This window comes from Lacticaseibacillus zeae DSM 20178 = KCTC 3804, assembly GCF_000260435.1.
GTDB lineage: Bacteria > Bacillota > Bacilli > Lactobacillales > Lactobacillaceae > Lacticaseibacillus > Lacticaseibacillus zeae.
This window is the reverse complement of the sequence record NZ_BACQ01000060.1, coordinates 1-19,327: the sequence shown is the minus strand read 5'-3', so window position 1 is coordinate 19,327 and position 19,327 is coordinate 1. Positions and strand designations below refer to the sequence as shown.

34 protein-coding genes are annotated in these 19,327 nt (G+C 48.1%); all 34 read left to right on the top strand.

Features of this window, described 5'->3' with window-relative positions; genetic code table 11:
• Positions 1-378 precede the first annotated feature (378 nt).
• Positions 379-687 carry a 30S ribosomal protein S10 gene (gene rpsJ / locus GSO_RS12250; protein WP_005686699.1) on the top strand — a complete coding sequence of 103 codons (309 nt, stop codon included), beginning with the start codon at positions 379-381 and terminating at the stop codon, positions 685-687.
• Between the two features lie 25 nt (positions 688-712).
• Positions 713-1,345, top strand: coding sequence for a 50S ribosomal protein L3 (gene rplC, locus GSO_RS12245; protein WP_010492633.1), 633 nt, complete (start codon positions 713-715; stop codon positions 1,343-1,345).
• 22 nt (positions 1,346-1,367) lie between these two features.
• On the top strand, positions 1,368-1,991 hold the full coding sequence (rplD, locus tag GSO_RS12240; protein WP_010492631.1) for a 50S ribosomal protein L4: 624 nt from the start codon (positions 1,368-1,370) through the stop codon (positions 1,989-1,991).
• A complete protein-coding gene (gene rplW, locus GSO_RS12235) occupies positions 1,991-2,293 on the top strand; it encodes a 50S ribosomal protein L23 (protein ID WP_010492629.1) in 303 nt (100 codons plus the stop codon). Before rplD ends, rplW begins: the two co-directional genes overlap by 1 nt.
• 28 nt (positions 2,294-2,321) lie before the next feature.
• On the top strand, positions 2,322-3,158 hold the full coding sequence (gene rplB / locus GSO_RS12230) for a 50S ribosomal protein L2 (RefSeq protein ID WP_010492627.1): 837 nt from the start codon (positions 2,322-2,324) through the stop codon (positions 3,156-3,158).
• 39 nt (positions 3,159-3,197) lie between these two features.
• A complete protein-coding gene (gene rpsS, locus GSO_RS12225; RefSeq protein WP_003567557.1) occupies positions 3,198-3,479 on the top strand; it encodes a 30S ribosomal protein S19 in 282 nt (93 codons plus the stop codon).
• A 17-nt stretch (positions 3,480-3,496) separates the two neighbouring features.
• The gene (rplV, locus tag GSO_RS12220) at positions 3,497-3,850 is read left to right on the top strand and encodes a 50S ribosomal protein L22 (protein WP_003567555.1); all 354 of its coding nucleotides are present in this window, start codon (positions 3,497-3,499) and stop codon (positions 3,848-3,850) included.
• Between the two features lie 13 nt (positions 3,851-3,863).
• Positions 3,864-4,526, top strand: a complete 663-nt coding sequence (rpsC, locus tag GSO_RS12215; RefSeq protein WP_010492622.1) for a 30S ribosomal protein S3 — start codon at positions 3,864-3,866, stop codon at positions 4,524-4,526.
• Positions 4,527-4,529: 3 nt separating this feature from the next.
• Positions 4,530-4,964, top strand: a complete 435-nt coding sequence (rplP, locus tag GSO_RS12210) for a 50S ribosomal protein L16 (protein ID WP_005686719.1) — start codon at positions 4,530-4,532, stop codon at positions 4,962-4,964.
• Positions 4,954-5,148 carry a 50S ribosomal protein L29 gene (gene rpmC / locus GSO_RS12205; protein ID WP_005686721.1) on the top strand — a complete coding sequence of 65 codons (195 nt, stop codon included), beginning with the start codon at positions 4,954-4,956 and terminating at the stop codon, positions 5,146-5,148. Before rplP ends, rpmC begins: the two co-directional genes overlap by 11 nt.
• A 20-nt stretch (positions 5,149-5,168) precedes the next feature.
• The gene (gene rpsQ, locus GSO_RS16040) at positions 5,169-5,432 is read left to right on the top strand and encodes a 30S ribosomal protein S17 (protein WP_005699404.1); all 264 of its coding nucleotides are present in this window, start codon (positions 5,169-5,171) and stop codon (positions 5,430-5,432) included.
• A 31-nt stretch (positions 5,433-5,463) separates the two neighbouring features.
• Positions 5,464-5,832: a 50S ribosomal protein L14 gene (rplN, locus tag GSO_RS12195; RefSeq protein WP_010492614.1), complete on the top strand. Its 369-nt coding sequence runs from the start codon at positions 5,464-5,466 to the stop codon at positions 5,830-5,832.
• A 29-nt stretch (positions 5,833-5,861) separates the two neighbouring features.
• Complete coding sequence (rplX, locus tag GSO_RS12190) at positions 5,862-6,173, top strand: 50S ribosomal protein L24 (protein ID WP_010492612.1); 312 nt, start codon at positions 5,862-5,864, stop codon at positions 6,171-6,173.
• Between the two features lie 24 nt (positions 6,174-6,197).
• Positions 6,198-6,740, top strand: coding sequence for a 50S ribosomal protein L5 (gene rplE, locus GSO_RS12185; RefSeq protein ID WP_003567542.1), 543 nt, complete (start codon positions 6,198-6,200; stop codon positions 6,738-6,740).
• A gap of 14 nt (positions 6,741-6,754) precedes the next feature.
• Positions 6,755-6,940, top strand: a complete 186-nt coding sequence (locus tag GSO_RS17120; protein ID WP_003567540.1) for a type Z 30S ribosomal protein S14 — start codon at positions 6,755-6,757, stop codon at positions 6,938-6,940.
• A 25-nt stretch (positions 6,941-6,965) separates the two neighbouring features.
• Positions 6,966-7,364 carry a 30S ribosomal protein S8 gene (rpsH, locus tag GSO_RS12180; protein WP_010492608.1) on the top strand — a complete coding sequence of 133 codons (399 nt, stop codon included), beginning with the start codon at positions 6,966-6,968 and terminating at the stop codon, positions 7,362-7,364.
• A 30-nt stretch (positions 7,365-7,394) separates the two neighbouring features.
• Entirely contained in the window at positions 7,395-7,925 is a 531-nt protein-coding gene (gene rplF, locus GSO_RS12175) for a 50S ribosomal protein L6 (RefSeq protein ID WP_010492606.1), read from the top strand.
• A 37-nt stretch (positions 7,926-7,962) separates the two neighbouring features.
• On the top strand, positions 7,963-8,322 hold the full coding sequence (gene rplR, locus GSO_RS12170; RefSeq protein WP_005686733.1) for a 50S ribosomal protein L18: 360 nt from the start codon (positions 7,963-7,965) through the stop codon (positions 8,320-8,322).
• Between the two features lie 22 nt (positions 8,323-8,344).
• Positions 8,345-8,848, top strand: coding sequence for a 30S ribosomal protein S5 (gene rpsE, locus GSO_RS12165; RefSeq protein ID WP_010492603.1), 504 nt, complete (start codon positions 8,345-8,347; stop codon positions 8,846-8,848).
• Between the two features lie 11 nt (positions 8,849-8,859).
• On the top strand, positions 8,860-9,045 hold the full coding sequence (gene rpmD / locus GSO_RS12160; protein ID WP_005686735.1) for a 50S ribosomal protein L30: 186 nt from the start codon (positions 8,860-8,862) through the stop codon (positions 9,043-9,045).
• A 32-nt stretch (positions 9,046-9,077) separates the two neighbouring features.
• Positions 9,078-9,518: a 50S ribosomal protein L15 gene (rplO, locus tag GSO_RS12155; RefSeq protein WP_005692118.1), complete on the top strand. Its 441-nt coding sequence runs from the start codon at positions 9,078-9,080 to the stop codon at positions 9,516-9,518.
• Positions 9,518-10,843 carry a preprotein translocase subunit SecY gene (secY, locus tag GSO_RS12150; protein WP_010492595.1) on the top strand — a complete coding sequence of 442 codons (1,326 nt, stop codon included), beginning with the start codon at positions 9,518-9,520 and terminating at the stop codon, positions 10,841-10,843. The genes rplO and secY overlap by 1 nt, the downstream gene beginning before the upstream one ends.
• 157 nt (positions 10,844-11,000) lie before the next feature.
• Positions 11,001-11,657 carry an adenylate kinase gene (locus tag GSO_RS12145; protein WP_010492594.1) on the top strand — a complete coding sequence of 219 codons (657 nt, stop codon included), beginning with the start codon at positions 11,001-11,003 and terminating at the stop codon, positions 11,655-11,657.
• 143 nt (positions 11,658-11,800) lie between these two features.
• Positions 11,801-12,019 (top strand): translation initiation factor IF-1, encoded by a 219-nt coding sequence (gene infA, locus GSO_RS12140; RefSeq protein ID WP_003567521.1) that lies wholly within the window; start codon positions 11,801-11,803, stop codon positions 12,017-12,019.
• A 27-nt stretch (positions 12,020-12,046) separates the two neighbouring features.
• The gene (gene rpmJ, locus GSO_RS17115) at positions 12,047-12,163 is read left to right on the top strand and encodes a 50S ribosomal protein L36 (RefSeq protein ID WP_003567518.1); all 117 of its coding nucleotides are present in this window, start codon (positions 12,047-12,049) and stop codon (positions 12,161-12,163) included.
• Between the two features lie 33 nt (positions 12,164-12,196).
• Positions 12,197-12,562, top strand: coding sequence for a 30S ribosomal protein S13 (gene rpsM, locus GSO_RS12135; protein ID WP_010492591.1), 366 nt, complete (start codon positions 12,197-12,199; stop codon positions 12,560-12,562).
• A gap of 20 nt (positions 12,563-12,582) precedes the next feature.
• On the top strand, positions 12,583-12,972 hold the full coding sequence (rpsK, locus tag GSO_RS12130; RefSeq protein WP_003567514.1) for a 30S ribosomal protein S11: 390 nt from the start codon (positions 12,583-12,585) through the stop codon (positions 12,970-12,972).
• A 74-nt stretch (positions 12,973-13,046) separates the two neighbouring features.
• Positions 13,047-13,985: a DNA-directed RNA polymerase subunit alpha gene (locus GSO_RS12125; protein WP_010492579.1), complete on the top strand. Its 939-nt coding sequence runs from the start codon at positions 13,047-13,049 to the stop codon at positions 13,983-13,985.
• 23 nt (positions 13,986-14,008) lie between these two features.
• Positions 14,009-14,389 carry a 50S ribosomal protein L17 gene (gene rplQ / locus GSO_RS12120; protein WP_010492577.1) on the top strand — a complete coding sequence of 127 codons (381 nt, stop codon included), beginning with the start codon at positions 14,009-14,011 and terminating at the stop codon, positions 14,387-14,389.
• Between the two features lie 882 nt (positions 14,390-15,271).
• Complete coding sequence (locus tag GSO_RS12115) at positions 15,272-15,943, top strand: hypothetical protein (protein ID WP_010492575.1); 672 nt, start codon at positions 15,272-15,274, stop codon at positions 15,941-15,943.
• Positions 15,944-16,077: 134 nt separating this feature from the next.
• On the top strand, positions 16,078-16,914 hold the full coding sequence (locus GSO_RS12110; RefSeq protein ID WP_010492573.1) for an energy-coupling factor ABC transporter ATP-binding protein: 837 nt from the start codon (positions 16,078-16,080) through the stop codon (positions 16,912-16,914).
• The gene (locus GSO_RS12105; RefSeq protein WP_010492570.1) at positions 16,890-17,756 is read left to right on the top strand and encodes an energy-coupling factor ABC transporter ATP-binding protein; all 867 of its coding nucleotides are present in this window, start codon (positions 16,890-16,892) and stop codon (positions 17,754-17,756) included. The genes GSO_RS12110 and GSO_RS12105 overlap by 25 nt, the downstream gene beginning before the upstream one ends.
• On the top strand, positions 17,749-18,546 hold the full coding sequence (locus GSO_RS12100) for an energy-coupling factor transporter transmembrane component T family protein (RefSeq protein WP_010492569.1): 798 nt from the start codon (positions 17,749-17,751) through the stop codon (positions 18,544-18,546). Before GSO_RS12105 ends, GSO_RS12100 begins: the two co-directional genes overlap by 8 nt.
• Positions 18,547-18,562: 16 nt before the next feature.
• Entirely contained in the window at positions 18,563-19,306 is a 744-nt protein-coding gene (truA, locus tag GSO_RS12095; protein WP_010492567.1) for a tRNA pseudouridine(38-40) synthase TruA, read from the top strand.
• Positions 19,307-19,327 lie beyond the last annotated feature (21 nt).

Below are 19,327 nucleotides of genomic sequence, written 5' to 3'. Positions count from 1 at the left end.
AATGAACTTACTTGAATTGAATGTAGCACAGACGGCTTCTTGAGAAAACAAGTTTGCTTAGATCAGTGCGTTACACGCTGGCGGAGCCCAAAAGACTTACTGATGAAATGATTGACGTGTACTATGGAAGAAACGGATTGCAGCGCGCATGTTTTTTCTGCAAACCTCAAGAAATGCTTGTAATGGCATGAATGTTTTTGTATACTATCAAGAGTGCTGTTTCTCGAAGGGGATAACTGTGCACTTGGTTCCAAAGGTGAACCAGAGTAGCGTGGATGTGAGAGGTTGCGACACGCCCGGCCGCTTTGCCACGGCAGCGAGTTGGTAATTTTCACGGAGCTAGTCTACTAACTGATAATAGACGAAGGAGGTCACACAATGGCAAAACAAAAGATTCGGATCCGGCTGAAGGCTTATGAACACCGGATTCTCGATCAATCCGCAGACAAGATCGTGGACACTGCAAAGCGCACTGGCGCAACAATTTCAGGTCCGATCCCGCTGCCAACAGAACGCACAATTTATACGGTGCTGCGTTCCCCGCATAAGTACAAGGATTCACGTGAACAATTCGAAATGCGGACACATAAACGTCTGATCGATATTGTGAACCCAACACCGAAGACGGTTGATGCTTTGATGAAGCTCGACTTGCCAAGCGGCGTCGATATCGAAATCAAATTATAATCTATAGAAAATAGGAGGTGTACCCATGGCACGTAAAGGAATCTTAGGCAAAAAAGTTGGCATGACGCAGGTCTTCACCGAAAACGGCGAACTTGTTCCCGTTACCGTCATCGACGTAACGCCCAACGTTGTAATGCAAGTCAAGACCGTTGAATCTGACGGTTACGAAGCAGTTCAGCTGGGCTACGGCGATATGCGTGAAGTCTTGACGAATAAGCCAAGCGTCGGTCACGCCAAAAAGGCTGACACGACCCCTAAGCGCTTCGTTCGCGAAATCCGCGATGTAGCGCTTAGTGATTATGAAGTCGGCAGCGAAGTTAAAGCTGACGAATTCGCAGCAGGCGACATTGTGGATGTCACCGGTACTTCCAAAGGTCACGGTTATCAAGGTAACATCAAGAAAGATGGTCAGTCCCGCGGTCCTATGGCTCACGGCTCTCGTTACCATCGTCGTCCAGGCTCTCTTGGCGCCATCATCAACAAGGTCTTCAAGGGTAAGAAATTGCCTGGCCGGATGGGTAACCGTACCCGCACCATGCAAAACCTGCAAGTCGTTGCTGCTGACACAGATCACAATGTTCTGTTGATCAAAGGCAACGTTCCAGGGGCAAACAAGTCCTTTGTTACAATCCGTTCTGCTGTTAAAGCAGCTAAATAATACGAAGGGAGGACAATAACTAATGGCTAACGTTACTTTATATAAGCAAGATGGCTCAGAAAACGGCACAGTTGAACTCAACGATGCCATCTGGGCAGTCGAACCAAATGAAAACGTCGTGTTTGACGCAGTCGTGATGCAACGAGCTTCCCTTCGTCAAGGTACTCACGCCGTTAAGAACCGTTCCGCTGTTTCCGGTGGCGGTCGCAAGCCTTGGCGCCAAAAGGGTACCGGTCGTGCCCGCCAAGGTTCAATCCGCAGCCCGCAATGGCGTGGCGGTGGGATCGTCTTTGGACCAACCCCACGCAGCTATGCTTACAAGCTGCCTAAGAAGGTTCGTCGTTTGGCGATCAAATCCGTACTTTCACAGAAGGTTCTTGATAGCGACCTTGTCGTTGTTGATGGCTTGAACTTTGACACACCAAAGACTAAGGCATTCCAAAATGTTTTAGACGGTCTCAAGGTTAACGAAAAGGCATTGGTTGTGCTCGAAGACGGCAATGAAGTTGCTGCCAAAGCGGCACGCAACCTGCCGAATGTGAAAGTTGTTCCTGCAGAGGGTATCAACGTCTTGGACGCTGTTGATTACAAGAAATTGATCTTAACCCAATCTGCGCTCCAAAAGATTGAGGAGGTGCTTGCATAATGGAAGCACGCGATATCATTTTACGTCCGATCGTCACCGAGCAATCGATGGCTGAAATGGATAACCGTAAATACACATTCGAAGTTGCGCTCCATGCAACGAAGCAACAGGTTCGCAAGGCTGTTGAAGAAATCTTCGGCGTGAAAGTGGTCAATGTCAACATTGCAAACGTTCGCGGTAAGAAGAAGCGTCAGGGCCGTTACGAAGGCATGACGCGTCGTCGTCGCAAGGCCCTAGTTGCCTTGAGCGCCGATTCTAAAGAAATCAAGATCTTCGCTGATGAAGATAACGATAACAAGTAACAAAAATTCGTTATAGGAGGTAAAACACGTGGCGATTAGAAAATATAAACCAACAAGCAACGGCCGGCGTAACATGTCCGGTTCCGACTTTGCTGAAATCACCAAGACAAAGCCTGAAAAGACTTTGCTGGTCAGCCAAAGCCATACGGCAGGACGTAATGCCCTCGGCCACATCACGGTTCGTCATCGTGGCGGCGGCCACAAGCAATTCTACCGTGTGATTGACTTCAAGCGGAATAAAGATGGCATGGCCGCAACGGTTAAAGCCATTGAATACGATCCAAACCGGACCGCAAACATCGCTTTACTGCATTATGAAGACGGGGTTAAGTCCTACATCTTGGCACCAAAAGGTCTCAAGGTTGGCGACAAAGTTTACTCCGGCGAAAATGTTGATATCAAAGTCGGCAATACGCTGCAGTTGAAGAATATCCCGGCAGGTACCACGATTCATAACATCGAATTAAAGCCAGGTAAAGGTGCTCAGTTAGCACGTTCAGCCGGTGTTTCAGCTCAGTTACTGGGTAAAGACAACGACAAGTACGTGACCATCAAGCTGGCTTCTGGCGAAGTTCGCTTGGTTCTGGGTGAAAACCGTGCCACAATCGGTGCTGTCGGCAACGAACAACACGAATTGATCAGCATTGGTAAAGCTGGCCGTAAGCGCTGGTTAGGCTTCCGTCCGACGGTTCGTGGTTCTGTTATGAACCCTAACGATCACCCGCATGGTGGTGGTGAAGGTAAAGCGCCAATCGGTCGTCCGTCACCATTATCACCATGGGGCAAAAAGACTTTGGGTAAGAAGACCCGGGATCACAAAGCTAAGTCCGAGAAGTTCATCGTTCGTCACCGCAAGACGAAGTAAACACATTAATGTGTTACATCGATTAAAGGAGGTCACACAATGGGTCGCAGTCTTAAAAAAGGACCTTTTGCCGACGCTCATCTCCTGAAGAAGATTGAAGCGCAGGCAGATAACGACAAGAAGACCGTTATTCGTACATGGTCGCGTCGTTCCACTATTTTTCCAAGTTTCATTGGTTATACCATCGCCGTTTACGATGGTCGCAAACATGTCCCGGTTTTCGTGAGTGAAGACATGGTTGGTCACAAGTTGGGCGAGTTTGTTCCTACGCGTACCTTCCGCGGTCACAACACCGATGACAAGAAGACAACAGCACGCTAGAAAGGAGCACAACATTCATGGCTGATCAAATTACGTCTGCAACGGCAACGGCCAAGACAGTTCGGATTGCTGCTCGCAAAGCGCGCTTGGTAATCGACTTGATTCGTGGTCGCGATGTTGCTGAAGCTCTGGCAATTCTTGAGTTTACCCCTCGATCCGGTTCACCGATCATCGAGAAAGTGCTCAAATCTGCTATTGCAAATGCAGAACATAACTATGACTTAGATGCACAAAACCTTTATGTAAGCAAAGCTTATGTCAACGAAGGCCCGACCCTCAAGCGGTTCCGTCCTCGTGCCAAGGGGAGCGCATCACCGATCAATAAACGGACAAGCCACGTCACCGTGGTCGTATCCGAAAAAGAAGCATAAGGAGGGATAACGCGTGGGTCAAAAGATTAATCCAACCGGTTTCCGTGTCGGTGTCATCCGTGACTGGGATGCCAAGTGGTATGCAGACAAAGACTTTGCTGACTACTTGCATGAAGACATTGAAATCCGAAACTTCATAAATAAGAAGCTTTCAGAGGCTTCCGTATCACGTATCGAAATCGAACGTGCCGCAAAGCGCGTCAACATTTCCATTCATACTGCTAAGCCGGGTATGGTTATCGGTAAAGGCGGTTCTGAAGTTGAAAACTTGCGCAAGCAGCTTAACAAGCTGACCGGTCGCCAAGTTCACATTAACATTATTGAAATCAAGAAACCTGATCTGGATGCCAAGCTTGTCGGCGAGAACATCGCTCGTCAGCTTGAACAGCGGATTGCATTCCGTCGTGCAATGCGTCAAGCAATGCAACGGACCATGCGGGCAGGCGCCAAGGGGATCAAAACCCAGGCTTCCGGTCGTTTGAATGGTGCCGATATTGCTCGTCGCGAACATTACAACGAAGGCTTAGTACCGCTGCACACCTTGCGTGCCGATATCGACTATGCATGGGAAGAAGCAGCAACCACTTATGGCCGGATCGGGATCAAAACCTGGATCAATCGTGGTGAAATTTTACCTGAAAAGCCACAGCAAAATAGTGCGAAAGGAGGGAAATAATCAATGTTAGTACCTAAGCGTGTCAAGCATCGTCGTGAATTCCGTGGGAAGATGCGCGGTGCAGCCAAGGGCGGCAAGAACGTTGACTTCGGCGAATATGGTTTGGAAGCATTGGAATCCCATTGGATCACCAACCGCCAGATCGAAGCAGCGCGTGTTGCGATGACCCGTTATATGAAGCGTGGTGGGAAAGTATGGATCCGCATTTTCCCTCACAAGTCCTACACCAGTAAAGGTGTCGGCGTCCGGATGGGTAATGGTAAAGGTGCACCGACCGGATGGGTTGCAGTCGTTAAACGTGAGAAGATCATGTTTGAAGTCGGCGGCGTATCCGAAGCAGTCGCAAAGGAAGCTTTGCGCTTAGCATCCAACAAACTCCCAATCCGCACCAAGATCGTTTCACGCGAGGAAGTAGGTGGGCAATCAAATGAAGGCTAAAGAAATTACTGCATTAACCACTGCTGAGATGCTCGACAAAGAGAAGCAATATAAAGAAGAACTGTTCAACTTGCGCTTCCAACAGGCGACTGGCCAATTGGAAAACACCGCTCGCTTGAAGCAGGTTCGCAAAAACATTGCACGGATCAAAACGGTCCTTCGACAACAGGAACTCAATAAATAATCGGAAAGGAGACATTTACCTTGGCAGAACGTAATTCTCGTAAAGTTTATCAAGGCCGCGTGGTCTCGGATAAAATGGACAAGACCATCACCGTGGAAGTCAGCACATACAAAACGCACCCTGTTTATGGCAAGCGTGTTAAGTATTCCAAGAAGTTTTATGCGCATGACGAAGACAATAGCGCTAAAGTTGGCGATATTGTGCAAATCGCGGAGACTCGTCCTTTATCACGCAATAAGCGTTTCCGTTTATTGAACATTGTCGAAAAGGCAGTTATCATCTAATCATTTTTAGAATGAAAGGAGGACCAAATCCGTGATTCAGCAAGAAAGTCGTCTTAAAGTAGCAGATAACTCAGGCGCACGTGAAATCCTTGTTATCAAGGTACTTGGCGGCTCATACCGCAAGACCGGTAACATCGGTGATATCGTTGTCGCAACTGTAAAACAAGCAACACCAGGTGGCGTTGTCAAGAAGGCTGATGTTGTTAAGGCTGTCATTGTTCGGACCAAGTCCGGTGCTCACCGTGCCGACGGTTCCTACATCAAGTTCGATGAGAACGCAGCTGTCATCATCAACGCTGACAAGAGCCCACGTGGGACTCGTATCTTTGGACCTGTGGCACGTGAATTGCGTGACGGCGATTTCATGAAGATCGTCTCCTTAGCGCCCGAAGTGCTTTAATCATTCTGACCAAATAGGAGGTGCGATACATGAAGTTCAAAACTGGTGACAAAGTGCGGGTTATGCGCGGCAAAGATGCCGGCAAAGAAGGCCAGATCACAAAGGTCCTGAAAGACGCTGATAAAGTTGTCGTTGAAGGCATCAACATGATCAAAAAGCACCAAAAGCCGAACAACGCCAATCCGCAAGGCGGTATCATCGATAAAGAAGCACCTATTCACGTTTCCAACGTGATGCTTCTGGATCCTGAAACCAACAAGCCGACCCGGGTCGGTTCTGAAGTTAAAGATGGCAACAAAGTGCGGATTGCTAAGAAGTCTGGCACCGCAATCGATAAATAATAGGGAAGGAGGACAAACTTTTTCATGGAGAATCGTCTTGAAGAACGTTATAGCAAAGAAATCGCCCCTGCATTGGTAAGCAAGTTCAACTATAAGAGCACCATGCAGGCACCTAAGATCGAAAAGATCGTGTTGAACATGGGTGTTGGTGATGCAACCCAGAATGCTAAGTTGCTGGATGAAGCTGTTGATGAATTGACACTGATCTCTGGCCAGCATCCACTGATCACCAAGGCCAAGAAGAGTATCGCGGGCTTCCGTCTGCGTGAAGGCATGCCAATCGGCGCAAAGGTGACCCTGCGTGGCGAACGCATGTATGATTTCTTAGATAAGCTGATCAATGTCTCCCTGCCGCGTGTGCGTGACTTCCATGGTATTTCCCCTAAGTCCTTCGACGGCCGCGGGAACTATACGTTGGGTGTTAAGGAACAACTGATTTTCCCAGAAATCGATTACGATAAGGTTAATCGGGTTCGTGGATTGGATGTTGTTATTGTCACAACGGCAAATACTGATGAAGAAGCACTCGAATTGCTTACGCAAGTCGGGATGCCATTCGCCAAATAAGGGAGGTCCGCTACTTGGCTAAGAAGTCAATGATCGCTAAAAACAATCGGCCTGCAAAATTTGCAGTCCAAGAATATACGCGGTGCCAACGGTGTGGCCGTCCGCATTCCGTATATCGTAAATTCAAACTCTGCCGGATTTGCCTTCGTGAGTTAGCACATGCCGGCCAAATTCCAGGCATGCGCAAAGCTAGCTGGTAATCACTAGACAAAGGAGGTTAAATCAATGGTCTTGACCGATCCAATCGCAGATTACTTGACCCGGATCCGTAACGCTAATATGGTGCGTCACGAGTCCTTGGTCGTACCTGCATCAAAGATGAAGAAAGACATTTCTGAGATTCTTAAACGTGAAGGGTTCATCCGTGACTACGAAGTTATCGATGATGACAAGCAAGGCATGATCCGCATTTTCTTGAAGTATGGTAAGAACAATGAACGGGTTATCTCTGGCTTGAAGCGGATCTCCAAACCGGGTCTGCGCTCATACGTTAAGAGCGATGCTGTTCCTAAGGTTCTGAATGGTTTAGGAATTGCAATTATCTCAACTTCCGAAGGTGTTATCACCGATAAGGAAGCTCGCGCCAAGAACGTCGGCGGCGAAGTACTCGCTTACGTTTGGTAATTCATTACATCAAAAAGGAGGTGCCGATAAGTGAGTCGTATTGGTTATAAAGTCATTAAAGTCCCAGCCGGTGTCACTGTCACCAAAGATGGCGACAACATCACGGTTAAGGGTCCTAAAGGCGAATTGACGCGTCATTTTGTCCCGGAAATCGAAATGCATCAAGAAGGCGACGAAATCAGTTTCACCCGTCCTGATGATTCGTATAAGGCTATCCACGGTACCATGCGTGCCAACTTAAACAATATGGTCGTCGGTGTTACCGAAGGCTACAAGAAGGAAATGAAACTGGTCGGTGTTGGTTATCGTGCCCAAAAGCAAGGCGAAAAGCTTGTTTTGAACGTCGGTTACTCACACCCAGTTGAAATGACCGCACCAAAGGGGATTACTGTTGAAGTTCCAAGCACCACTCAGATCATCATCAGTGGGATCTCAAAACAGGTTGTTGGCCAATTCGCAGCCGTTGTTCGTTCCGTCCGTGCACCTGAACCTTATAAGGGTAAAGGGATTCGTTACGTTGACGAACATGTCCGTCATAAGGAAGGTAAGACTGGTAAGTAGTCGTAACCTTCAACAAATTTAACAAGAGGTGAACATTGTGATTTCAAAGCCAGATAAGAACAAGACTCGGCAACGGCGTCACGCCCGCGTACGAGGCAAGATTTCTGGTACGAGCGAGCGCCCACGCTTGAACGTTTTCCGTTCCAATAAAAACATCTACGCGCAATTAATTGATGACGTAGCGGGTGTGACGCTAGCAAGTGCCTCCACTCTTGATAAGGACATTAAAGATCCTGAAAACAAGACCGACGCTGCTGCACAGGTTGGCGCATTGATTGCCAAGCGCGCTGTTGCTGATGGTCATAAAGTTGTGGTCTTTGACCGTGGTGGTTATCTGTACCATGGTCGCGTTGCTGCGTTAGCTGAAGCAGCACGTGAAAATGGCCTCGAATTCTAGTAAAAAGGAGGATAACCAACACATGGCATCATTTATCGATCCAAACCAATTGGACTTAGAAGACCAGGTCGTTGCCATCAACCGTGTTACAAAGGTTGTTAAAGGTGGTCGGCGCCTGCGTTTTGCTGCAATTGCAATTGTCGGTGACAAGAACGGTCACGTCGGCTTTGCAACCGGTAAAGCCCAAGAAGTACCTGAAGCAATCCGTAAAGCTGTTGACGCAGCCAAGAAGAGCCTCATCGAAGTGCCGATCGTGGGAACCACCATTCCTCACGAAGTTATTGGTCACTTCGGCGCTGGTGAAGTGCTGTTGAAGCCTGCTGAAGAAGGTTCCGGGGTTGCTGCTGGTGGCGCTATCCGTTCCGTCATGGAACTTGCCGGCATTGCCGATATCACCAGTAAGTCTCTCGGCCGGAATACGCCAATCAACATGATTCGCGCAACTATGGACGGCCTTTCACAATTGCGGACTCGGGAACAAGTTGCTGAATTACGCGGCGTTTCTGCGTCATCGCTTGAAGACTAGGAGGTAAACACATGGCTCAGTTGAAGATTACTTTGACCCGTAGTGCTGCCCACCGTCTTCCTAAGCAACGTAAGATTGTGAAGGAATTAGGTTTAAACCGGGTAAATAGCTCGGTAATTAAGCCAGACAACGCAGCCACTCGCGGTGCGATTTTCCAGATTTCACACTTGGTTTCTGTTGAAGAAATCAAGGATTAATACATTATTTCGACAAGGAGGTGCCCAAGAGTATGCAATTGCACGAATTAAAGCCGAGCGTTGGCTCCCGTCATGCCCGCAAACGTCTGGGCCGCGGTACTTCTAGCGGTCAAGGTAAGACAGCCGGTAAAGGGACAAAGGGTCAATTGGCACGTCAGGGCGGCAAGACGCGTCTTGGCTTCGAAGGTGGCCAGATGCCATTGTTCCGGCGGATGCCTAAACGCGGTTTCAACAACATTAACCGCAAAGAATACGCAATCGTTAACCTTTCCGATCTTAACCGCTTCGACGATGGTGCCGAAGTAACACCAGCAGCCTTGATCGACGCTGGTATTGTTAAGAACGAAAAGAACGGTGTCAAGTTGCTGGCAGACGGCAAACTTGAGAAAAAATTGACCATTAAGGTTGCAAAAGCTTCAACCGCAGCAAAAGCTGCCGTTGAAGCAGCTGGCGGTTCGATTGAGGTGATCTAATGCTGAGGACCCTAAAAAACGCGCTCAAGGTTAAAGACATCCGTAACAAGATCCTCTTCACTTTAGCGGTTTTATTGGTCTATCGATTAGGTACACTGATCGCGGTGCCGGGCGTTAACGCAAAGGCACTGCAGTCAATTGGCTCGACAGGCTTGATCTCACTGCTGGATACCGTCAGTGGTGGCGGACTTGCTCAGTACTCCATCTTTTCGATGGGGGTTTCGCCGTATATTACGGCGCAAATTGTGGTTCAGCTGCTGCAAATGGATATCGTTCCGAAATTTGTTGAGTGGAGCAAGCAAGGGGAAGTCGGTCGGCGTAAGCTGAATCAGGTCACCCGTTATCTAACCATCATTTTGGGGTTCTTTCAGGCAATTGGGATCACGGCCGGCTTTCAAACGTTAAGTTCGATGGGCTTGGTCAAGAATCCATCTGTTAGCACCTACATTACGATCGGTATCATCCTTACCGGCGGTACAATGTTGCTGACTTGGATGGGTGAACAAATCACCGATAAGGGGCTTGGTAATGGTGTTTCGCTGCTGATCTTCTCAGGGATCGTTGCACGCTTGCCTTCAGGTCTTCAGGAGCTATATCGGGACAATGTTCAGGTGTACTCCGGCGCCGAGATCTGGAAAGGAATTGCGTTCTTGGCTGCCTTAGCAGTGATCGTGATCATCGTGATCACTTTCGTCACCTGGGTACAACAAGCAAACTACAAGATTCCAATTCAGTATACCCGCCGCGTTACCAGTGCAGGTAGCAATAGTTACCTGCCACTTAAGGTGAACGTTGCCGGTGTTATTCCGGTTATTTTTGCGAGTTCTTTCATTGTAACCCCGCAGACAATTTTAATGGCTTTTCAGAAGAATCATGGTAGTGATGGCTGGTATCAGGTCATGACCAACATCTTCAATATGCAAAAGCCAGCCGGAACTGCGATCTATACGATTTTGATTATCCTGTTCACATTCTTCTATGCGTTCGTTCAGGTCAATCCCGAAAAGGTCGCAGAAAACCTAACCAAACAAGGCAGCTACATCCCTGGTGTTTGGCCGGGTAAGGAAACTGAGAATTATATCTCGCGACTGCTTATGCGTTTGTCAACAGTCGGGGCATTATTCCTTGGTTTGGTTGCCTTACTACCGCAACTGGCCGCTAACATTTGGGGTCTGCCACAATCAATTGGACTTGGTGGTACCAGCCTGCTGATTGTTGTCATGACTGCGATTGAATTAGTTCGGCAGTTAGACGGCTTGCTCATGAAACGTGAGTATGTCGGCTTTATCCGTGGTGATCTGGTTAAGGATGATCAAAAGAAGTAAACAAAATCGTACGTTAATCGGTTCGATTTTCGAATCGGCTAACGCGGCAAAAGCAGTGTATGGGCTAGTGCACCTGGCAGTCAAAAGATTCAGACATTTAGTTTGAATCTACGGCTTTGCTGTTGCGCTGGCGTGTATATTTAGAGGAGGATGCAACGTGAATCTCATTTTAATGGGACTTCCCGGTGCAGGGAAAGGCACGCAGGCAGAACGGATTGAGGATACTTATCCGATTGCACATATTTCTACTGGGGATATGTTTCGAGCTGCAATGGCTGCTGGCACGGCATTGGGTAAAGAAGCAAAGGGGTTTATTGATAAGGGACAGTTGGTACCGGATTCCGTGACCAACGGCATTGTCAAAGAACGTCTTGCTGAATCTGATACCGACGCCGGTTATATGCTTGACGGCTTTCCGCGCACCATTCAACAAGCAGAGGCACTCGAAACGATCACAGCTGATCTTAAGAAGCCGTTAGATGCTGTTATCAACATTGATGTTGCGCCTGCAAAATTGGTTGACCGTTTGTCTGGTCGGTTTATCTGCAAGACATGCGGAGCAACTTATCACAAAATCTACAACCCGCCAAAGGTTGCCGGCACTTGTGATCGTTGCGGCGGTCACGAATTTTTCCAACGTGAAGATGACAAGCCGGCAACGGTTAAGAATCGGCTTAAAGTAAACATCGAGATGAACACGCCGTTATTGGACTTCTATAAGAAGAAGGGCCTGCTGCACACGGTTAATGGCGACCAGGACATCGATAAGGTGTTTGCCGATATCAAAGCGATTTTGGCGACTGTGGCAAAATAAGTGCTTGGACGATTGCACGCCCCTCATGACTGTTTTCAAAGTCGAAGAATTATGGTACAATATCGCGGTATGCGGTGAGTGCCAATCGGCCTCACCCTTTTCGCGCGTTAATAGAACCAATAATTTTTAGGAGGAAACACTTCGTGGCAAAAGACGATGTAATTGAGATCCAAGGCACCGTGACGGATACCTTACCCAACGCGATGTTCAAAGTCAAACTTGAAAACGGTGCGGAAATTCTCGCCCATGTTTCCGGTAAAATTCGTATGCACTACATTCGGATCTTACCAGGGGACAAGGTAACGGTTGAATTGTCACCTTATGATTTGACCAAAGGCCGGATTACCTACCGTTTCAAGTAGTTGCCAACTCAAGGAGGCTAAATTCTCATGAAAGTACGTCCATCTGTTAAAAAGATGTGCGAGCACTGCAAAGTGGTCCGTCGTAAGGGTCGGGTCATGATTATCTGCTCTGCAAACCCAAAGCATAAACAGCGTCAGGGATAATACAAACTAAAACAATAGGAGGTGTCATTGTACATGGCTCGTATCGCAGGTGTCGACTTACCACGTGGTAAGCAAATCGTCATTGCCTTAACCTATATTTATGGTGTTGGCAAGACAACCGCTCAAAAGGTTCTCAAGACTGCCGGTGTTCCGGAAGACGTTCGTCAAGATGACCTGACCCCAGAACAAGAAGACAAGATTCGTGCAGCTTTGGATTCATACAAAGTTGAAGGCGATCTTCGTCGTGAAGTGAATCTGAACATCAAACGTTTGATGGAAATCGGTTCATATCGCGGCATCCGTCATCGTCGTGGCTTGCCGGTTCGTGGGCAAAACACCAAAAACAATGCTCGCACCCGCAAAGGGAAGAAAGCAAGCATGGCAGGTAAGAAAAAATAATTAAAGGAGGTCATTGATCGATGGCAGGTAGAAAAACTACGCGGAAGCGCCGTGTCCGCAAGAACGTTGAATCTGGCGTGGCTCATATCCACTCAACCTTCAACAACACCTTAGTAATGATCACGGACCCTCGCGGCAATGCGATCGCTTGGTCCTCTGCTGGTGCACTCGGTTTTAAAGGTAGTCGTAAGTCAACGCCGTTTGCTGCGCAGATGGCAGCTGAAGCGGCTGCGAAGGAATCAATGGAACATGGCATGAAGTCGGTTGAAGTTGCGGTTAAGGGCCCTGGCTCTGGTCGTGAAGCTGCAATCCGTTCGCTTCAGGCAACAGGTCTTGAAGTTACTGCGATCCGTGATGTTACACCGGTTCCGCATAACGGTTCTCGTCCTCCAAAGCGTCGTCGTGTTTAATTGTTACCCTTCGACCGTTATGGCGGTCAGGCAGACAAATCTTCACTTCTCGTTTTGAAAGGGGTACAAACTAGATGATCGAATTCGAAAAGCCGAACATTACCAAAGTTGATGAAAGCACCAACTATGGCAAGTTTGTGGTTGAACCGTTGGAACGCGGCTACGGTACTACGTTAGGTAACTCGTTGCGGCGGATCCTTCTTTCTTCATTACCGGGCGCAGCTGTCAGCAGCATCCAGATTGACGGGGTACTTCATGAGTTCTCGACAATCGATGGTGTGCTGGAAGATGTCACCCAAATCATTTTGAATATCAAAAAATTGGCACTCAAGATGAATACTGATGAAGATAAGAACATCGAAATTGATGTCAACGGTCCGGCTAAGGTAACTGCTGCTGATATCGTCACTGATCCTGATGTTGAGGTCTTAAATCCTGAACAGTATATCTGTACTGTTGCAGACGGCGGGCACTTCCATGTACGTATGACTGTTAAAAAGGGTCGCGGGTATGTGGCAGCTGACCAGAACAAGTCTGATGACATGCCAATCGGTGTTTTGCCGATCGACTCGATTTTCACCCCGATCAGCCGGGTTAACTATCAAATTGAAAGCACCCGTGTTGGCCGTCGGAATGATTTCGACAAGTTAACGCTGGATGTTTGGGCTAATGGCTCAATCTCACCACGTGAAGCCATCAGCTTAGCAGCGAAGATCCTGACCGAACACCTGGATATTTTCGTCAATCTGACGGATGAGGCTAAAAACGCCGAGATTATGGTTGAAAAAGAAGAAACGCACAAGGAAAAGATGCTTGAGATGACTATCGAAGAGCTTGACTTGTCGGTTCGTTCTTACAACTGCTTGAAGCGTGCCGGGATCAACACGGTCCAGGAGTTAACCAACAAAACAGAAGCCGATATGATGAAAGTGCGCAACTTAGGCCGCAAGTCGCTTGAAGAAGTAAAAAACAAGTTGGCTGATCTTGGTTTAGGTTTGCGTAAAGAAGACTAAAATTTCGAAAAGGAGGCCAATCCATGAGTTACCGTAAATTAGGGCGGACCAGCTCACAGCGTAAAGCAATGTTGCGTGATCTGACAACTGATCTGCTGATCAATGAACGGATCGTCACAACCGAAGCCCGCGCTAAGGAAGTTCGTTCGACTGCTGAAAAAATGATCACTTTGGGCAAGCGTGGCGATTTACATGCACGCCGCCAAGCAGCAGCTTATGTCCGCAACGAAATTGCTAGTGTCGAGGAACAAGAAGACAGTGTTATTGTGAAGTCCGCTTTGCAAAAGCTGTTCAGTGACCTGGCACCAAAATACGCAGATCGCAATGGCGGTTACACCCGCATCTTGAAAACTGCGCCACGTCGCGGTGACGGTGCCCCAATGGTTATCATTGAGCTCGTCTAAACACAGTTAAAAACCGGCTGGCCCTTGAAGGTCAACCAACTTTGATCATTTGATCGATGGAGCGTTACGATGGTGGCAGGCCCAGTCCTGCTTAGTCTAGCTTGAGAGCACCGGGCAACCGGTGTCTCCATCATTAAATGATTTTTTTGTGAGCGCGAACAGGAGCGCTTAGAAATCGGAGTGTAAGTGGCCTCAAACCTAAATGGCTGGTCTTTGGCCATTTAGGTTTGAGGTCCTTACACGTAGATTTATGCGACTGCGAGCGCGTTATAGAAAACGGAAATCAAGCCCATACTTTGCCTTCAATAGAACAGACTTTTAGTACGTGGTGCGGAGTCCTTTGGCCATTGCGACCAAGGCCCTTACATGTAGGCTTCTGCGCTGGCGAGCGCGTTATAGAAAGCGGAAGCTAAGCCCCCACGAACCCTAAATAGCACAAGTGTCAAAGAATAGGTCTTTGGCCATTTAGGCTTGAGGTCCTTACACGTAGATTTCTGCGACTGCGAGCGCGTTATGGAAAGCGGAAGTCAAATCCATACTTTGCCTTCGATAGAATATACTTTCAGTACGGAGGGCGCGGCTATTTGGCCATTGCAACCAAGGTCCTTACATGCAGGCTCCTGCGCCAGTGAACGCGTTATAGAAGGAATCCACACCTGCCTTCAATAGCACATCTAGTAAGCCAAACAACACAACCACACCCAAGTGGCAGTAAAAAGCAATCGCCCAGACCTGAAGCGATTCCTTTTTACCGCCACTTTTCTTATTGCCTAGTCGCCTTCGACCTTTCCATATTCACGATGCTGTCGGCAAAAAAGTCACTACCGATCCAGCACAGCCGTCATTTTTCCTGTATACTGCACAATATCGGAGGTGAATGGCATGCACAATTGGTTGAAACAACGCGCACCATGGCAGATAGGATTATTGGTGGTCGGCTGTTGGCTGGTACTGTCTTTAACCTTTGTCACTTTGCTAATCAGTATGACGCCCACGGGTGGCATTACCGGTGGGCCATTTGTTCCGAGTGTTTACCGCGCTGCCAATGGCGATGTGACCGTGACGTGGTTAGCCGACGTGTGGATTTTTGCGATTGTTTGCGGCTACTTGACTGGCAGACAGTATCGCAAACGCCAACAGTCGCCACGTCTGATTAGAACATTGATGCCACTTCTTTCCATGTGGGTGATTTTGATTGCTTTGACCCAGTGGCACCCGCTGGCAACTCAAACATTTCCAAATTCAACCGCGGGCTTTTTCTTAGTTGTGATGCTGAGCTTTTTATGGATTTTTCCAGCAGGGATCATGTCTGCCTACATAGGACTATTTCGAAAAGGAAGCCGGTGGATTTGGGCGGTATTCTTTATCTTTTTGATGCAAATGCAGCGTCCGTATCTATGGATTGTGAATGGCAAAAGTCACGTCGGCATGACGTTGATGCATGGGGATCCAGTGAAATGGGAAGCTTGGATTTTGACGGTACTTGGATTGATCTTCGTTGCTTTTTTTGCCTTTATGAGTACAGATCCTGAGATAGTTAAGAAGGAATTTTAACCGAATACTTTTTGCTATGTTTTTCATTAAAAAGGGCTATCTGCAAAGGGGTTATTTGCAAGTGCTTATTCCCAACAACTCAGTAAAATATGGTATTATTGTTCGGTATACAAAGCGTAGGAAGAAGGAGCATCGTGGGCAACGTCATTCGTGTTCAACACTTGAATTACACTTATCCCGAGGCAAAGCATCAAGCACTGACAGATGTTTCTTTTGATGTGGCTAAGGGTGAATGGCTCGCCATTATCGGGCATAATGGCAGCGGCAAAAGTACGCTGGCGAAGAATCTAAATGGTTTGCTGGCGCCTGAATCAGGTACGGTCGAAGTCGCCGGAATGACGCTTAGTGAAGAAACTGTCTGGGATATTCGCGCCAAAGTTGGGATTGTTTTTCAAAATCCCGATAATCAGTTTGTCGGTGCAACGGTGGCTGATGATGTCGCGTTTGGTTTGGAAAATCGGGGGGTGCCCCGCGATGAAATGGTCAAACGTGTCGATGAGTCACTGGAACGGGTTGGCATGACAGCGTTTGCCGATCGGGAACCGGCGCGATTATCGGGTGGTCAAAAGCAGCGGGTCGCAATCGCCGGGATTATTGCCCAGCGGCCGGAGATTATTATTTTGGATGAATCAACATCCATGCTGGATCCGGCTGGTCGCCAGGAGGTATTAGGGGTCATTCGTGAGTTAAAAGACGAACTTAACCTGACTGTCTTGTCGATTACACATGATATTGACGAAGCCGCGGTTGCTCATCGGATTATTTTGCTTAACGATGGTAAAATCAACGAAATTGGAACGCCAAGCGACATCTTTGCCCATGGTACGGACTTGTTGCGCTTGGGATTGGACGTTCCGTATTCGGAGAAGCTGAAAGATGCCTTGATTCAGCGTGGGGTGGCAATGCCGAAAGCATATTTGGACAATGAAAGGTTGGTAGACTACCTGTGGACATTACATTCGACCATGTGAGCTTTACCTATCAGGCAGGTACACCTTTCGCCGGTGACGGCATTAAAGATGTTTCTGGCACGATTCATGATGGCAGTTATACCGCGATCATTGGCCATACAGGTTCTGGCAAATCAACGATTCTCCAGCATTTGAATGCGTTGCTAAAACCGACATCCGGCACGGTGACAATTGGTGACAAGGTGATCACCAATGAAACGAATAATAAAAACCTGAAACCATTACGGCAAAAAGTCGGCATGGTGTTTCAGTTTGCCGAAAACCAGCTGTTTGAACAAACCGTTGCCAAAGACATTGCGTTTGGTCCGCAGAATTTCGGTGTGAGTGAACAGGACGCTTTGGCATTGGCTGACAAAATGGTCGCCATGGTTGGCTTGCCGCATGATGTGCTGGAAAAGTCGCCTTTTGACTTATCTGGTGGGCAAATGCGGCGGGTTGCCATTGCCGGGGTATTGGCCATGCAGCCTGAAGTCTTGGTTCTGGATGAACCAACGGCTGGCTTGGATCCAGCCGGTCGCCACGAGATGATGACGATGTTTGAACGACTGCATCGGGAACAAGGCCAAACCATCGTCCTTGTGACCCATCAAATGGATGACGTGGCTGATTATGCCGACACCGTCTGGGTGATGGCTAAGGGACGTCTGATTAAAACGGGCACGCCGCGGGAAATCTTCAGTGATCCAGAATGGTTGAAAGCCAACCAGCTGGGACTGCCTAAAACCGCCCAGATGGCGCAACAGCTGACAGCAAAGGGGTTCCATTTTGATCCGCAGCCGTTAACCGAGACTGAGCTGGCTGATCAGCTGTTGCCGCAGATTGGGGGTGGCCAGCGTGGATAAGCTTTTACTTGGCCGGTATATTCCGGGCCATTCATGGATTCATGAGTTGGATCCGCGGACTAAATTGATGGCGAGTTTCTATTATATTGGCATTGTTTTCCTCGCCAACAACTGGCAGACATATTTAATGATGTTTGTTGCGACCTTATTCATGATCTGGCTATCCGGTATTCGGATTGGTTTTTTCCTGCGTGGGGTCCGCCCGTTAATTTGGCTGATTCTGTTTACCGTTGCCCTCCAGGTTTTGTTTGTGCGCGGCGGAACGGTTTACTGGCATTGGGGCTGGCTATGGATTACGAAGCTTGGGCTGATCAACGGTGCCTTTATTTTCGTTAGGTTTGTGTTGATCATTTTCATGTCGACCTTATTAACCTTGACGACGCAACCTTTGTCGTTAGCGGATGCGGTTGAAAGTCTGCTCAAACCATTACGCGTGATTCGGGTACCCGTCACCGAATTGGCACTGGTTTTGCAGATTGCCTTGCGTTTCGTACCGACTTTAATGGATCAGACAACTAAAATTATGAATGCGCAGCGTGCACGCGGTGTTGATTTCGGTGAAGGTAACATTTTCCAGCAGATGAAGGCTGTCGTACCATTGCTGATTCCACTGTTTGTTTCCAGTTTTACCACGGCAGATGAACTGGCCACGGCGATGGAGGCACGTGGCTATCAAGGTGGCGATGATCGCACGAAGTATCGGATTTTACGTTACCATCAGCGCGATTGGATTGCTGCTGGCGGGATGGCTGTTTTGACTGGGCTGTTGCTTTTGCTGCGGGCGTATTAGAAAGGAAACATGGTTTTTGACGCATTATAAAGTGACATTGGCTTATGATGGCACCAATTTTGCCGGCTATCAGGTTCAGCCGAAACAACGAACGGTTCAAGGCGTGTTACAAAAAGCCTTGACCAAAATGACGAAAGGCCAACCGGTGCATGTGGATGGTTCCGGGCGTACTGATTCAGGCGTTCACGCTTTAGGTCAGGTGATTAGCTTTGATTACCCGGGAAATATTCCTGCAGAGTCAATGCTGCGGGCGATGAATTCGTTGATGCCACTGGATATCGAGATTTTGAAGGCAGAAATTGTCGCCGCTGATTTTCATGCGCGTTACTCGGCTAAAGGTAAGCGTTATATGTATCGGGTTGCACGCGGTTATTATACGAATCCGTTTAATCGGCTGTACACCGGCCACTATCCCTATAAGCTGGATGTTGCCCGAATTGAGATTGCCTTAAAGGATCTCGTCGGCACCCACGATTTTACGAGTTTTGCAGCCAGTGGCGGTGTGATTAAGGACAAGGTTCGGACGATTTACGAGGCAACGGTTCGCGAAGATACGACGACAAATGAATTGATTTTTGAGTTTTATGGCAATGGCTTCTTGTACAATATGGTACGGATACTGGTTGCCACGGCGCTTGAGATCGGCAACGGCCGACGTGAAGTTCATGACTTTCAACGGTTGTTTGAAGTTAAGGACCGGCAACAGGCGAGAGGAACAGCGCCGGCTTCAGGATTGTATTTGAAGGAAGTTTACTATTAAGCTTAACAAAAAGGGCGGTGA

Excerpts from the sequence above, each read along its gene's own strand:
- rpsJ (WP_005686699.1), top strand. The coding sequence starts at position 379 with ATGGCAAAACAAAAGATTCGGATCCGGCTGAAGGCTTATGAACACCGG.
- rplC (WP_010492633.1), top strand. The coding sequence starts at position 713 with ATGGCACGTAAAGGAATCTTAGGCAAAAAAGTTGGCATGACGCAGGTC.
- rplD (WP_010492631.1), top strand. The coding sequence starts at position 1,368 with ATGGCTAACGTTACTTTATATAAGCAAGATGGCTCAGAAAACGGCACA.
- rplW (WP_010492629.1), top strand. The coding sequence starts at position 1,991 with ATGGAAGCACGCGATATCATTTTACGTCCGATCGTCACCGAGCAATCG.
- rpsS (WP_003567557.1), top strand. The coding sequence starts at position 3,198 with ATGGGTCGCAGTCTTAAAAAAGGACCTTTTGCCGACGCTCATCTCCTG.
- rplV (WP_003567555.1), top strand. The coding sequence starts at position 3,497 with ATGGCTGATCAAATTACGTCTGCAACGGCAACGGCCAAGACAGTTCGG.
- rplP (WP_005686719.1), top strand. The coding sequence starts at position 4,530 with ATGTTAGTACCTAAGCGTGTCAAGCATCGTCGTGAATTCCGTGGGAAG.
- rpmC (WP_005686721.1), top strand. The coding sequence starts at position 4,954 with ATGAAGGCTAAAGAAATTACTGCATTAACCACTGCTGAGATGCTCGAC.
- rplX (WP_010492612.1), top strand. The coding sequence starts at position 5,862 with ATGAAGTTCAAAACTGGTGACAAAGTGCGGGTTATGCGCGGCAAAGAT.
- rplE (WP_003567542.1), top strand. The coding sequence starts at position 6,198 with ATGGAGAATCGTCTTGAAGAACGTTATAGCAAAGAAATCGCCCCTGCA.
- rpsH (WP_010492608.1), top strand. The coding sequence starts at position 6,966 with ATGGTCTTGACCGATCCAATCGCAGATTACTTGACCCGGATCCGTAAC.
- rpsE (WP_010492603.1), top strand. The coding sequence starts at position 8,345 with ATGGCATCATTTATCGATCCAAACCAATTGGACTTAGAAGACCAGGTC.
- rpmD (WP_005686735.1), top strand. The coding sequence starts at position 8,860 with ATGGCTCAGTTGAAGATTACTTTGACCCGTAGTGCTGCCCACCGTCTT.
- rplO (WP_005692118.1), top strand. The coding sequence starts at position 9,078 with ATGCAATTGCACGAATTAAAGCCGAGCGTTGGCTCCCGTCATGCCCGC.
- secY (WP_010492595.1), top strand. The coding sequence starts at position 9,518 with ATGCTGAGGACCCTAAAAAACGCGCTCAAGGTTAAAGACATCCGTAAC.
- rpmJ (WP_003567518.1), top strand. The coding sequence starts at position 12,047 with ATGAAAGTACGTCCATCTGTTAAAAAGATGTGCGAGCACTGCAAAGTG.
- rpsM (WP_010492591.1), top strand. The coding sequence starts at position 12,197 with ATGGCTCGTATCGCAGGTGTCGACTTACCACGTGGTAAGCAAATCGTC.
- rpsK (WP_003567514.1), top strand. The coding sequence starts at position 12,583 with ATGGCAGGTAGAAAAACTACGCGGAAGCGCCGTGTCCGCAAGAACGTT.
- GSO_RS12125 (WP_010492579.1), top strand. The coding sequence starts at position 13,047 with ATGATCGAATTCGAAAAGCCGAACATTACCAAAGTTGATGAAAGCACC.
- rplQ (WP_010492577.1), top strand. The coding sequence starts at position 14,009 with ATGAGTTACCGTAAATTAGGGCGGACCAGCTCACAGCGTAAAGCAATG.
- GSO_RS12115 (WP_010492575.1), top strand. The coding sequence starts at position 15,272 with ATGCACAATTGGTTGAAACAACGCGCACCATGGCAGATAGGATTATTG.